12 protein-coding genes are annotated in these 14,314 nt (G+C 45.6%); 6 read left to right on the forward strand and 6 right to left on the reverse strand.

Annotation, left to right across the window (positions count from 1 at the left end):
* Positions 1-353: 353 nt before the first annotated feature.
* Positions 354-962, reverse strand: coding sequence for an FMN-dependent NADH-azoreductase (locus tag JUB15_RS16775; RefSeq protein WP_207513651.1), 609 nt, complete (start codon positions 960-962; stop codon positions 354-356).
* A 162-nt stretch (positions 963-1,124) separates the two neighbouring features.
* Between JUB15_RS16775 and JUB15_RS16780 the strand changes: the two genes are divergently transcribed.
* The 4 genes from JUB15_RS16780 (at position 1,125) to JUB15_RS16795 (ending at position 5,635) form a co-directional block, all read left to right on the forward strand.
* Positions 1,125-1,481, forward strand: coding sequence for a winged helix-turn-helix transcriptional regulator (locus tag JUB15_RS16780; RefSeq protein ID WP_207513652.1), 357 nt, complete (start codon positions 1,125-1,127; stop codon positions 1,479-1,481).
* A gap of 22 nt (positions 1,482-1,503) precedes the next feature.
* A complete protein-coding gene (locus JUB15_RS16785) occupies positions 1,504-2,202 on the forward strand; it encodes a DUF2461 domain-containing protein (RefSeq protein WP_207513653.1) in 699 nt (232 codons plus the stop codon).
* 126 nt (positions 2,203-2,328) lie between these two features.
* Positions 2,329-4,716, forward strand: a complete 2,388-nt coding sequence (locus JUB15_RS16790; RefSeq protein ID WP_207513654.1) for a TonB-dependent receptor — start codon at positions 2,329-2,331, stop codon at positions 4,714-4,716.
* Positions 4,717-4,720: 4 nt separating this feature from the next.
* Positions 4,721-5,635, forward strand: a complete 915-nt coding sequence (locus JUB15_RS16795; protein ID WP_207513655.1) for a DUF4249 family protein — start codon at positions 4,721-4,723, stop codon at positions 5,633-5,635.
* Here JUB15_RS16795 and JUB15_RS16800 read toward each other — a convergent pair whose 3' ends face one another.
* Positions 5,636-6,394, reverse strand: a complete 759-nt coding sequence (locus JUB15_RS16800; RefSeq protein WP_242696382.1) for a superoxide dismutase — start codon at positions 6,392-6,394, stop codon at positions 5,636-5,638. It abuts the gene before it with no gap.
* A 252-nt stretch (positions 6,395-6,646) separates the two neighbouring features.
* Between JUB15_RS16800 and JUB15_RS16805 the strand changes: the two genes are divergently transcribed.
* Positions 6,647-6,871, forward strand: coding sequence for a hypothetical protein (locus JUB15_RS16805; RefSeq protein ID WP_207513656.1), 225 nt, complete (start codon positions 6,647-6,649; stop codon positions 6,869-6,871).
* A gap of 9 nt (positions 6,872-6,880) precedes the next feature.
* Here the strand turns inward: JUB15_RS16805 and JUB15_RS16810 are convergent, their stop codons facing one another.
* Entirely contained in the window at positions 6,881-7,384 is a 504-nt protein-coding gene (locus JUB15_RS16810) for an endonuclease V (protein ID WP_207513657.1), read from the reverse strand.
* 38 nt (positions 7,385-7,422) lie between these two features.
* The gene (locus tag JUB15_RS16815) at positions 7,423-8,739 is read right to left on the reverse strand and encodes a hypothetical protein (RefSeq protein WP_207513658.1); all 1,317 of its coding nucleotides are present in this window, start codon (positions 8,737-8,739) and stop codon (positions 7,423-7,425) included.
* A gap of 119 nt (positions 8,740-8,858) precedes the next feature.
* On the opposite strand from JUB15_RS16815, the gene JUB15_RS16820 reads away from it, so the two are divergent.
* A complete protein-coding gene (locus tag JUB15_RS16820) occupies positions 8,859-9,965 on the forward strand; it encodes a 3-keto-alpha-glucoside-1,2-lyase-like domain-containing protein (protein ID WP_207513659.1) in 1,107 nt (368 codons plus the stop codon).
* A gap of 122 nt (positions 9,966-10,087) precedes the next feature.
* Here the strand turns inward: JUB15_RS16820 and JUB15_RS16825 are convergent, their stop codons facing one another.
* Together JUB15_RS16825 and JUB15_RS16830 are read right to left on the reverse strand one after the other, a co-directional pair.
* On the reverse strand, positions 10,088-11,299 hold the full coding sequence (locus JUB15_RS16825) for a glycoside hydrolase family 88 protein (protein WP_207513660.1): 1,212 nt from the start codon (positions 11,297-11,299) through the stop codon (positions 10,088-10,090).
* A gap of 238 nt (positions 11,300-11,537) precedes the next feature.
* Positions 11,538-14,303 carry a DUF8487 domain-containing protein gene (locus JUB15_RS16830; protein WP_207513661.1) on the reverse strand — a complete coding sequence of 922 codons (2,766 nt, stop codon included), beginning with the start codon at positions 14,301-14,303 and terminating at the stop codon, positions 11,538-11,540.
* Positions 14,304-14,314: the final 11 nt, after the last annotated feature.

Genomic DNA, 14,314 nt, shown 5'->3' on the forward strand with positions numbered 1-14,314 from the left:
TGGTCGTTATCCCGCTCGTAGGAGCAATTCCGCATTGACTGTATGAAGGACTGTGCAAATAAATCAAGGCCAGGGATAGGAAGGACCGGATTAAAATTGTTTTCATCGCATTCTACTGGGTTTGGTTGAGAGGTTAGGGATTCAGATCAAAAACCGTAAAGATAAGACCAAACTTTACATTTTTCTAAGGGATTACCTTTATACCTATGCCATTAACATGAGTTTACCCAAACACCTTGTAGAATAAATACTACCCGCCAGCAACATAAAATACTACACCCCTTACAATAAAACGGAGTATACTCAGGGCAAACTGAACATACTCCGGCTTTTATAAATGACAAAAAAAACAGTTAAAAGGCGAACTCCTGCACTGTTTCCACTGCTTTTGGAAAAGCGGCATCTTTTAGGTGAGGTAACGCAGTTCCTTCAACCCGGAAGGTGGTAACATCATTCAAACCGATGAAATTAAGGATGAACTTTAAAAATGGTTCTGCAAAATCATAGGGCTTCATAGGACCGTCGGAATAAACGCCGCCGGTAGCCATCGCCAGGTACACTTTTTTATTGGTCACCAGTCCTTTGGGCGCACCGTCTACATAATTGAAGGTAACACCGGCCCGTACAATATGGTCTATCCAGGCTTTTAATGAAGAAGGAATACTAAAATTGTATAAAGGCACACCGATCACAATGATATCGGCTTCCTTCAGATCGCTGATAGCCTGGTCGGAATAGCTGACCAGCTCTTTGTGATCCTGTGTACGCTGCTCCTCGGGCGTAAAGAAAGCAGTTACGTGTTCGGGATGCAAATGCGGCAACGGATTTTTGGTAAGGTCATGTGTTTTTACATGACTGTCGGGGTAAACTGTTAATAATTTGTCAATGATGGCGTTCGATAGCTTATTACTGTACGAATGTTCACCTTTTGCACTTGAAACTATATTCAGTATCTTTTTCATTGTAATTAATTTTGAATAGTTGTTTGAGCTTGTAATTGTGTTTTTGTTTTCACAACAAAGCTACTTACCTTTACTATACATTAGTAAGTACTATACATCTGTATAGCTCTATACAGATGTATAGCGCTATACAACGGTATAGTAACTTAAAAAAAATAGAACATGCTAAAAAAGGAAGAGAGGGAGCACCACAAATGCCTGGGGATAATTCTCCCGGTATCAGATGCTATACATATTCTGAGCGGCAAATGGAAATTGCCCATCATCATTTCATTGCAATTTGGTAACAAACGGTTCAGCGAAATAGCTAAGGATATTCCCAAAATCACCGATCGCATGCTCTCGAAAGAGTTGCGGGACCTGGAAATGAACAAATTGATAAAAAGAACGGTGTACGATGCCGTTCCTGTAGTGGTGGAATACTCTCTCACTGAATATGGCGAATCGCTCGACGATCTCATACAGGAATTATATAAGTGGGGCACCAAACACCGTAAAAAGATCATGGCAAAAGATTAACTGTTTAAAAACCTCTAGCCACATGGCCAAACACCAGCAATATCCAACCATCCTGCAATCGGGCTTCGATTTTTTACTGGCATTGAAAAAAAACAATCACCGCGACTGGTTCAATGCTCACAAAGACAGGTACCAACAGGAGCAGGAACAGCTGGAAATATTTGCCGAAGCACTGCTAAGGGAACTTAATAAACACGATGTTATTGAAACGCCTTCAGGTAAAAAGAGCCTGCATCGCATATACCGCGACATCCGGTTCTCAAAAGATAAAACACCCTATAAAACAAACTGGAGCGGTAATTTTAAACGAGCCACCAAATACCGCCGTGGAGGTTACTATTTTCACCTGGAGCCAGGCAGCAGTTATATTGCAGGCGGCTTCTGGGGCCCCAATACACAGGATCTGAAACGCATCAGGGATGAAATTGCGTTTGACGATAAACCCCTGCGCAAAATATTAAAAAACAAAACCTTTATCACCACATTTGGCGCCCTGAAAGGTGAACAGGTTAAAACAACACCTAAAGGATACGAAGCCGGTCACGAGGCCATTGACCTGTTGCGCTACAAACAATTTCTGCTAATAAGGCATTTTTCCGATAAAGAAGTGCTGAGCGATCAGTTTTTGAAAGAAGCCAGTTTAACTTTTAAAAATATGCGCCCCTTCTTCGATTACATGAGCGAGGTCTTAACAACCGATACGAATGGTCTTGAAATCTGAAAATCACCTGGCCCATTAAATGCTGATGCAGATCAGGTTCATTAATATCATTTACATGCCTGCTTTACTTAGTTTTTCCCAGCCAAAATAGGCGTTCTTTGCCGGATATATATTAATTTACCGGTGATGAAAGTGGAGAAACCCGATAGCATAATAACCGGTTTTTTAGTGTTTGTGATCCTCATAATAACAAACCTGAACATTTATTCACAAAGCCGTACACTTACCTTAAGAGTCCTCGATAGCGTTCAGCTACCGGTAAGTAATGCAACGATCAGGATCAATCAGAAAGAACGTTTAGCCGATTCCACCGGCATCACCTCGACAACTTTACCCAGGGGCAGGTACCGTATTGTGGTGAGTGCTGTAGGCCATTTCAACACCACCAAATTCCTTTTTTTAAACAACGATACTACGGTAACCGTGTATTTACGCTCCCGGGAAAGTTTGTTACAAAACGTAATTGTAACCGGCAGCCGTAATATTCTGCGGAACCAAATGAGTGTGCACAGTCTGGAAATGGCGCAAATCCAAAAACTGCCCGTGATCCTCGGTGAAGTGGATCCTATGAAGACGATTACCCTGCTGCCTGGCATTAAAAATGGGGGCGAAGCCAGCGCCGGCATTTATGTACGAGGCGGTGGCCCCGACCAGAACCTCGTTTTACTCGACGGAATACCGGTATATAATCCCAATCACCTGCTCGGCTTTTTCAGCGTCTTCAACGGAGATGCTGTAAAAAATATTGAAGTAATAAAAGGCGGCATGCCGGCCGAATACGGCGGCCGTTTAAGCAGTGTTATTTCGGTAAATACACGGGATGGCAATAAAGACTCTTTGAAATTCGGCGGCGGTATTGGTCTCATCTCTTCCCGGCTTTCCCTGGAAGGCCCATTGCTTAAAAAAAGATCTTCTTTCGTGATCAGCGCCCGCCGCACCTATATTGACCAGGTAGCCAAATTAATCGCTCCTGACAGCATTGGTAACAACGGTTATTTCTTTTACGACATTAACGCCAAAGCTGACTTTATCATCGACAGTAAAAACAGCCTGTATCTTACTTTCTATCTTGGGAAAGACGATTTCACGTTCTCAGATGATGATGAAGATGGCCCCCGGCGGGAGTTTAATGCCATTTGGGGGAATACTATTGCAGGACTCACCTGGAAACAACAACTGCACAGAAAATGGCGGCATGAACTGTCAATTGTGCGAAACGACTTTAATTTAAACAGCCAGGTAGTTTTTTCTACCAACGGCTTTATATTTTCATCGGGCCTCACCGATCATACGGTAAAAGACGACTGGGTATATACACCGGCAAGCTGGCTGAGATGGAAAGGCGGTTTCCAATATACCTGGCATAAGTTCAGGCCCGGCGCCGGAAGCGCCAGTGCGGGTTTCCAGGAGTTCGAGGCACAGATCAATGACCAGTATGCACGTGAAGCGGCAGCCTATGTAAGTGCTGATGTTGATATTACGACGCGGTTGAACCTGGTGGCTGGTTTACGCTATAGTTATTTTAACCAGGTAGGGCCAACCGAGCACGTTATTTATGGGCCCGACGGCGCACCAACGGGCGAAACCGCCTATTACAAAAGAGGAGAAAGCATTGCGCGGTATCATTATCCGGAACCCCGCATTAATTTATTGTACAAACTGCCAAACGCAGCCAGTCTTAAACTATCGTATACCCGTACCATTCAGTACCTGCACCTGGCCACTACCAGCGCGGCTACTTTTCCCAGCGACCTGTGGGTACCTGCCAGCCGGCTTATTAAACCAGGCAAAGCAGAACAGGTGGCAGCCGGCTTCTTTAAAGGTTTCGGCAATGGCCGGTATGAAGCCAGTGTGGAAACCTATTACAAAACGATGAACAATCAACTGGAATTCAAACCTGGGGCCAGGTTATTGTTAAATCAGAATATAGAAGGGGAAATGATCTTTGGCAGCGGCAGGGCCTATGGACTTGAACTGTTCCTGCAAAAGAAGACCGGAAAACTCACCGGCTGGATCGGTTATACACTCAGCCGCGCTGAACGCACCTTTGCCGATATGAATGAAGGCAAGGCGTTTCCTTACCGGTACGACCGTACGCACGATATCAGCCTGGTGGCCAATTATAACATTAATAAGAAATGGGAAGCGTCCGCGGTGTTTGTTTATGGAACAGGTAATGCGTTGACCATGCCTACCGGCCGGTTTGTATACAACCTGGGATATAATGTGCAGGACCGGGAGCCTATTTTTACAAATATCAGTCAATACGACAAGATCAACGACTACCGGATGCCGGCCTATCACCGGATGGATATTGCCTTTACCTATACGCCCCGGCCACGGAGCACCAAACGTTTTAAAAGCAACTGGGTATTCAGTTTATATAATGTATATAACCGGCGCAATCCTTATTTTATTTACATAGATGCCGATGAAGATGAACGCACCATTAAAGGCAAGCAGGTATTCCTGTTTCCCATATTGCCCGGTATTACCTGGAATTTCAAATTTTAAACGAATGAAAAAAGCGAGCACCTATTTCCTGATCATGACGCTGGTGGCATTTGCTTCGTGCGAACGGGATTTTGATATAGCATTGAAGAACAACCAGCCGCAACTGATCGTAGAGGCCTATATAAACAATGAATTGCCATTTTATAATTATGTGATCCTCGGCCGCAGTCAAAGCTATTTTGAGCCGGGCTTTGAAAACATTTCGGTAAGCGGCGCCACCGTGACCATTACCGAAGGCACCCTGCTGACCAACAATACTTACAACTGGGATCTGGCGTCAAAAAGACAGTTAAAAGAAGGCAGGCTCCCGCAATTCGGTAATCAGCTGCTGCCGGGTGTTTATTTCGATCCGGAGCTATTAACCAATCAGTCCAATGCATTAAAAGGAACGCCCGGTAAACATTACCTGCTTGAAATAGATGCTGAAGGAAAACAATATTCAGCCATCACCACCTTGTTACCCATCGTTCCGTTAGACAGTGTAACCACCGGCTTTCATTATATTGATGAAGATGATGATACCACACAGGAGAAAGCGCGGTTGACGGTTCATTATAAAGACCCGGATACCGTTGGTAATACCCAGCTGTATTATTGGAGCACCATAGATTCAAGACAGAATTTTGGCTGGGGCGCTATGGGCACTAACCGCTTTACACCCGGCACCGATGACCTGGTGAATGGCGAATACATTCATTTAACCCTTTCAAATGGCTTCGCTATTGGCGACTCGGTAAATTATTACATGGCCAGTGTTGAAAGGAAAGTGTACAATTTCTGGGACAGCTTTAACAAGGCCAGATCGAACGGCGGCCCTTTCTCTACACCAGTAAGGTTACAGAATACGGTTAGTGGCGACAATGTGATCGGCTGTTTCAGCGGCTTTAGTCTCAGTACCAAAAGCCTCGTCATTAAATGATCACATCTGCGCAAACCGTTTCTGTACATAATCCCAGTTGATGGTATTCCACCAGGCGTTGATGTACTCAGGGCGTTTGTTCTGATACTTTAAATAGTAAGCATGCTCCCAAACATCCAGGCCAAGCACAGGCAAGCCTTTTACGTCTGCCACGCTCATTAGTGGATTATCCTGATTAGGTGTTGAACTCACTATCAGCTTTTTATCTCTGGTGTAAATGAGCCATGCCCAGCCGCTGCCGAACCTGGTCTCGGCTTCTTCGGTAAATTTGTTCTTAAATGCCTCTACGGAACCAAAATCACGTGTGATCAGGTCCTTCAGTTTACCGGATACATTATTGCCTTCGGCAGGCGCTTTTAAGGTTTTCCAGAACAGCTCATGATTATAATGTCCACCGGCGTTGTTGCGCATTTTTGCTGAATATTTTGAAATGTTCTGCAGTAATTGCTCTATGCGCATAGAGGAAGTATTTACCTGCTCTGCTTTTACAGCTTCTGCCAGGTTCTTGGCATACGAAGCAGCATGTTTGGTATAATGGATCTCCATGGTTTGGGCATCGATGGCTGGTTCTATGGCCTTATAGTCGTAGCCCAGCGGTTGTTGCGTCCACCCTATATCGTTATTGTCACCTCCCAGGGCGAATGAACTTTCCTCAGCGGCCATTGACAGCAGCGCAGGCACGGTTAGCACCGTGGCGAGCCCGGCCTTACCGGTATTACTGATAAAGTGGCGGCGGCTCATCGTGTTTTCTTTCTTCATAACACTATTTTTTAAAGCGGGGAATAAGCGTAACAGGTTAATACATAATGTGCCAGTATGCAATGCAATTTTTGGGCCTTAACATTAACGAACTATTAATGTCATCAACTTGCATGAATAGAATAAATTAGTAATGTTGTGTTCTCATTTCAATGAGTGAGGATTAAAGTACAGCGGAACTTTTACGGACAGGAAATGTTAATGGTTTGGAATTAAATCAGGCCGCCTGAAACGCGGCTAAATGTATATCGAATGAAAAACAGATCGGCAATGGTAGCCGGGATACGTTTTAAAACAACTGTATTTCCCGGCAAAGAGACGCGTTATCATTATAAATTAAAAGAAGAGCTGAAGAGCCGGCCGGCTAAAAAAGCAGTACCACAGCCGTCGGAAGACCTGGTAAATTATTTGAACCGTATTGCTAAGGAATATCCGTTCTGTGTTTGCTTCAAATACAAAACACATGATCCGCTGTAACGCAGGTAATTAAGGTTCTTTGGTGATCCTGTCCAACTCCTTCAGAACAGTAGGCAACCGGAAATCGCCATGCATATTCTTTATGTGATCTGCAGCCTGTTGAACATCCATGCCGATAGCGGTTACGTATAAAGGATTGGCGCTTTCACCTCGCAGTATGGGAACAACATGTTGCTGATTTTGATGAAAATTGCTTTTTGCCACGCCAATCACCGGTATCTTTAGCGGACTATTCTCATATACGTAGGCGCCCAGGCCTGGTTTACCGGTATCATCCAAAACGACAAACCCGTCTATAACCAGATAGCTGAGCACATTCAAATCGAGGTTCTTTAAGATCTCCATAATACAAGGCAGCTCCCGCTTGTAAAAAGAACCGGGCTCATATTCTTCTACACCATCAATATACTTTATCACATGCTGCCGGGCAGCCGCATCTTTCCAATGCTGGATCAAAGCGCCAACCGCTTTTGCCGTATTTGCTTTATAATGTACGTCTATCGCGAGGATCATGATTGGTATTATGAATGAACATCAAAAAGATGCATAAGCTATTTATTGAACTCATCTGCATACACAGTCTTGTTATCACCATTTGTTAACCGGATATAATCGACTGCGCCGGTGCCGCTGAAATTATAAATGAGCCCGACAATTCTGCCGAAATCGTTTTTATACGTAATTGAATAAACGGGTTGCTCATCGAGGTAGATGGTCGCCTTTTTATCAGCCACTTTTATTTGCAGCCGTTGCCACTCATATATGTTACGGCCAAAAACAGACAGATCTTTATTAATGCCATCATGAAATACTTCGCCCATTTTAACAGCAATGTCGCGCTCGCAACCTTTGCCCATCATGCGTACAAAATAGATATGTTCTTCACATACGATCGTTAATTCCATACCCGGACAGGCGACTGTTTGCAAACTATCACATTTTATGCGCGTATCGATCGAAAAATCGTCACTCGACGTATTGTCAAACTCGCGGATATTATAATATCCCAGCAGCACCTCTTTTTCCATGTTCACACCGGCGGCAGGCAGGTCATCCCGCATAATATGCAGGGCGCCGTTTTGCACCGGATCATTTTTTCTGATGTAGATCGGATTGCCCTCGGTCTTCGCATAACGGGTAAGCGGAAACCAACCGTCTGTAGTGATATGAACCCGGAAACGTTTTATGATGGAGTCGTTAGCGATTAATTTAGCCCGGTGAAAGCCAGGGTAATAATAAATAGTGGAGTACACATGATGGCCAGGATCGATCCGCACCTTATCCTGCGGATTCCATGATTGCTGAAAAAAGAAACTGTCGGCCGCCACTTTAGAAACATCATAATTGAATATAACCGTATTTGGAACGCCCTGCGATACGGTCTTGTTGCCTGTAAATGTAACCGGTCCTTTTATCACAGGCTTTTTGCCGACCGGTCCTGAACGGAAAGCGATCAGCCAGCAACCTACTGCAACAGCCGCAACTACGGCCGCCCATAACCACGGATTGAACTGGCGGCGGCGTTGATGGCGGTTCTCAACAAGAGGCGTTGCCGGCGTTGATGGCGCAGGTGTAACTACAGCCGTCGGCATTGTCGTTTCCTGCTGTTTAAACGTTTGCCAGTCTTTGTAACCCAGCACCGAAACCAGCGCCTGCAGCGTGGCAGGATGCGGCATTTTATCGTAATCCTTTTTCCATAACCGCTTCAGGGTCGACAGACTTATCCTGATCCCGGAACTTTCTTCTATACTTTCGGCAAGGTATTCCAGATCGCGCTGACGTACTTCGCCATGTTCGTTCCCGAACTGAAGCTTCGCTTCGATCAGGCGTTTACAACGGCCTATATGATCTTGTTCAGAACGATCCATGCCGTTAAATTACGCATAAATGCCTATTTGGATTATAAATGACTGGAAATTGAACGCTAATTGAGAATGAAGTTTTTATGTGTTGTTGTTCCTTGCAGGCTGATAAAAATCACACATATATGAAAAAGTTTTATAGCCTGTTGACCGTCGCGTTACTAACCACCAGCTGGGCTGCCAATAGCCAGGCGGTTTCCGTTCCATTCACTTCAGACCGTTGGAGTAAAGAAGGAGCGGAGAGCACGATAGAAACCTACCAGGGAAAAGAGTGTATCCTGTTAAAAAAAGGTTCTATATATATAAAAGACCTGCAATTGCAGGACGGCATTATTGAAGTGGATCTGAGTTTTGCGCAGGAGCGTGGTTTTCCCGGTATTATCTTCCGCATGCTTGATGCCGGCAATGGCGAAAACTTTTATGTACGGCCACACCAGTCAGGCAATCCCGACGCAACCCAGTACACACCGGTATTTAATGGCAGCGCTGGCTGGCAGTTGTATCATGGTGAAGGGTATTCAAAAGCCACCCAATTCAAATTCGGGCAATGGCATCATATAAAGATCGACGTGCATGGCCGGCAGGCGGATATTTACATCGATGATATGCAAAAGCCTTTGACAAAAGTTACCGAGCTGAAGCGTGATCCGAAAGCCGGGACTATTTCTGTGTATGGGGGCGGCATTGCCGCCAGGTTTGCCAATCTGCAATACACGATAAAGACGCCGGTCACGCAAGCCGCTATGCCAGTGCCGGCCAATGGAACCGATGGTCTTATTACCCAATGGCAGGTAAGCAACCAGGTAAGCCAGCAATTGTTTGCCAACAGAACGCAACTGACCGCAGATATTAAATCGAAACTTAACTGGCAAACCCAAAGCAGTGAACCCTCGGGCACCCTCAACCTGGCAAAATTTACCCAACCAAAAGATACCAATAAAGTAATGGTGGCCAAACTGGTCATTGAATCAACAACTGACCAGGTTAAAAATATCTCATTCGGTTTTAGCGATCATGTATTAGTGTATTTGAATGACCGGGCGCTATATGGCGGCAGTGATGCGTTTATGTCGCGTGATTACCGTTTTCTGGGGACAATTGGCTTTTATGACATGCTTTGTTTACCGCTAAAAAAAGGCAGGAATGAGCTGTGGTTTGTGGTAGGAGAGATCTTTGGCGGCTGGGGTGTGAAAGCAAAGCTGGAGAATATGGAAAAGATTTCGTTGCGATGAGATGAAAGGAGCAGGCGGGTCTCCGGAAAAACGGAGACCTCCCTGTTATTTTATGAACATAAGCGATTAACGACGAATCGCTGACAAGACACCCAACATAATGCATTGCTGCAGGTATAACCTTAACGCCTGCTAGCCTTTTTATACCGCAGCATCGCTTCCAGGTAATAATAATCGGCATAGATCAGCGGCACATCTATATCGGCGTTCTTGGGATAATTACCCACGCCATGTTTCAGAATAAATCCACCGTTTTCCCCTACAGAAGCCAGGTAGGCAGGCGAACAAAGCGAGCGAAGCATGGTTTCCGCTGCGGTAAAATAGGTTTTGGCGGTTTTGCCGTTCACATGACCCGACAGCTCCAGCAAAGCTGAACAAATAACAGCGCCGGCTGACACGTCGCGGGCGGTTGCGGGAATACCAGGCGCATTAAAATCCCAATAGGGGATCTTGTCTGCCGGTAAATTCGGATGGTTTAACAAATATTGCGCTATCCGGTTCGCCTGTTGCAGATATACCGGATCTTTTGTCTCGCGATACATCAACGTATACCCGTATAACCCCCATGCCTGTCCCCTAGACCAGGCCGATTGATCTGCTGCGCCCTGCACCGTCTGCTTTTTTAGTATGCTTCCATCCTTGGGATCATAGATCACCAGATGATAAGAACTGTAATCGGATCTGAAATGATGTTTGAGCGTGGTATTGGCATGGGTCACTGCGATCTTGTAATAAGTGGAATCGCCGGTGAGCCGCGTAGCCGCGAATAAAAGTTCGAGGTTCATCATATTGTCTATAATGACCATAAACCGGCCGGGATCGGAATCCCAGGAGCGGATGCAGCCCACCTGTTTGTTGAACCGGCTTGCCAGAGATCTTGCACTGTTGATGATAACGGTATCATATTCCGGCCGCGGGGCCAGGCGTTTTGCATTGCCAAAAGAACAATACATCATAAAACCCAGGTCATGTGTGGTCTTATTGAATTGCTCTTTCTCCAGGACCTTTAATTTGCGCAGCGCTTCGGCATATACAAAACTATCCTTTGTGGCTTCATATAAATAGAGCAAACCACCCGGATAAAAACCACCCACCCAGGGCTCTGAACCACTGGTGACCCATTTTTTACTGGCTTCATAATAAGTGACCGGAAAGCGGTCTTCAGGCAGGTGCTGCGCCAGAAGCTTATATTGCCCCACCGACGCTGTCAGGCTTTTGTCAATCTCATTCAATAAACCCTTATGCGCTTTTCTCCCATGCTGTTGCGCCCGGCTATCAGCGCCTGGCACTACGAACAACACTAAGAAGAAAACTTTCCAGACCAAACGAAACATATAATGTGTTTAATAAATTCCAGGAACCAAATACCAAGATCCAAACAATAAATTCCAAGAACCAAATACCAAGATCCAAATAATAAATTCCAAGAACCAAATACCAGGTACCATATAGATCCCAAAATTTAAGATTTAAAATGTCGAATGTGTTGTGATCTGAAGTTTGTTTGGTTCTTGCGATTTGTAATTTGAGATTTCTTTATTTGGATCTTGAGATTTGTAATTTGAGATTTCTTCAATTAACCTTTAATAAATGATTGACCTGCTCGTAAGTAATTTCTGTAACCGGATTGAAAGAGCTACTATTCATGTACTGTTCCAAACTGTAGCGCAACTGTCGTGCAGCCGGGCGCTTATCCAGGTCGTGCGAGAGATCGATGCTACTGATGATCAGTTTACCTTTTCCTGCTTTCGCCTCGATCACATTGGCCATCCGGCGATTCTTGTAAAAATTGTCAATGACGGTCACAATGGGAGAGAGGTGGGGCAATGAATCCAGTACCATTGTTTTGGACGAAGTGATCAGGTGCCACCATTGCCAATTGCTGAAAGCGTCGGTTGGAAAATGCTGTAAGGCCGGATGTTTCGGATCACACAGGATACCCATGGTACCTGGCTGGTCGGGAAAATGTACCGGGCTCCAGAACACAGGTGCAAACCGCCCTTCCACGCCTTTCAGCTGAGCGGTATCCGGATTCAACAACACGCGCTTCCCCTGCTGCAATAATTCCAGCGCCTCTTTTGCGGAAGTAGTAAATGTTATATTGTTATTGTTTGATGGCACCGTAGCAGGATATACCCAAAATGTCCATTTGTTTTTATAGGCTGTGCCTTCCAGCCGTAATTCAATGGTAAGTTGTGTGGCCATAGTGATGGATCGTAGATCAAGATTGATCGTACCCAGCTCAATTCCATTATCTATAGGAATGTCTTTTGCATTGAGCCGGCCGCTGAACCATTTCTTACCCTGCTGGTCGGTGACCGTCCATACCGGTACCACTTTCTTTAATTCACCACTGCTGAAATTAGCCACTTCGGCTGTTGCTGCCAGTGATTCGTTGTTGGTATAGGTTGCCTTTTCAAAACGAAGCAGGGGCACTACTTCGCCGCAATACATCCGGTGTTCTGCCGGTGTTACCAATCCTTTGCTGTCCCAGAAAGCATCCAGTATACCTACCAGGGCAGTACCCTGGCCTGGAAAGTCGTGCAGATCGAGCAGTTCAAAGCCGCTGAGCCCTTTTGTTTTTAAAGCCCGTTCTATTTCTTCTTTGTAAAGATTCGCTGAGAACCTGCCACTGGCTATGGTGTAAGCCGGCGCCAGGTTCAACAGGCCTTTACGCGCCAGATCTTGCTGAATGGCTTTGAAGTTCAGGGGATCCAAAACACCCGTGTATTTTTTAATTTCCTGCAGATTGGGATAAACGGAATACTGTCCGATCTCGTGGGTGATCAGGGGCACCGTCAAACTGTCCATGGCCTTTGAATAATCGGTAGAAAAGTTAGGCGGATAAGTGTTGAAAATACCCTGGCCGCGCACCCAGCCCTTCTTCGTGTATTGCGTAATAAAATACTCATCGCCGGGTTCCGGCCAGGTGCCATGTCCTTTTTGAAAAGTAAACGTAGTAGTGGTGTACAAATGACGGTTATCAGCGGCTTTCAGTTGTTGCAGCAATTGGGCCAGCCATTGAAAATCGCCCTGTAATTCATTGCCCAGCGACCAAAACACAAAAGACGGATGATTGCCATACTCCCTGATGATGCGCACTGCTTCTTCCTGCAGAAAACGGTTGGTATTTTTATCTTCACCAACGGTCATACTCCACAGCGGTAATTCTACCTGTAAATAAAAACCCATCGAATCTGCTATCTCAAAAGCTGCTTTGGGCGGGCACCAGGAGTGAAAACGTAAATGGTTTAATCCATATATTTTGGCTGTTCGAAATACTTTGAACCACCCTGCTTTCTCCATCGGCGGATGCCCTGTTAATGGAAATATATTACATTCCAGGGTTCCCCGCAGGAATATCCGCCGGCCATTCACCTGCAACAGACCGTTGTCATTGGTCACTTCACGCATTCCGAATGAGGTGGCTGCCTTGTCATTTACTGCCGGCTTTTGTGCCGTAAGCAGTACCTGAACACGATAAAGATCGGGGTGGAACTCGTCCCACAGCTGGATGTTATTTCCGAACGACAGTTTTATTTCTTTTTTGGAAACGCCCGTATCGATCGTTACCGTTTCCCTGCGGGTAGCCACTATTCTGTTATTTTTGTCACGTACCTGCACTTCCAGCGCGGCATTCACTGTATGCGGAAAATTGTTTTGCAGGGCAGGGGACACGGTTACCGACCGGCCCTTTACATCGGGACAGGTTTGAATGTGATCAATGTACAAAGGATCTCTCGCCCTTAATTGCAGCTTTCCGATCACACCGTTCCAGATGATCTGCGTACCATCGGTGTAGGCATGGGCATAATCCTTGTGACTGATATCATACTGTTTGCTGTTGTCGATACGAATCACCAGTAAATGCCTGCCTGGTTTCTGCAGGGCGCCTAGTTGAAACCGTTGCGGGGCTGATAAACTTTCTTCGCTGCCGATCTCCTGCCCATCTAACCATACCCGTGTTTTCCAGATCACCCGCTCCAGGTACAGCTCAAGATGTTTCTTTGCCCAGCCTTGTGGTATAACGATCTCCTTACTGTACCATGCGGGGCCAATATACGAGTGTTTCCTTGTAAGTTGCAGCAGGACTGCTTTTTCCAGTTTATTGGCGGTAAGGGTCGATTTGCGGCCGAGGCCTGCATCGTCAAGCGTACCCGGCAAACGGATAGCGGTACCCGTATGTTGATTATACCATTGCTCATTCAACCCCTTATTCAGTGAATCCAGTCGCACCTGCCATTGCCCAGCCAGCGAGACGGTTTGTTGGGCATACAGGTGTAGACAAAAACATAGGAGACCTAATATAGAAAGCGTTCGTTTAAATTTATAATGCATAGTTCGTTATG

The sequence above is a fragment of the Longitalea luteola genome (assembly GCF_017356035.1).
In the GTDB taxonomy this organism is placed as follows: domain Bacteria; phylum Bacteroidota; class Bacteroidia; order Chitinophagales; family Chitinophagaceae; genus Niastella; species Niastella luteola.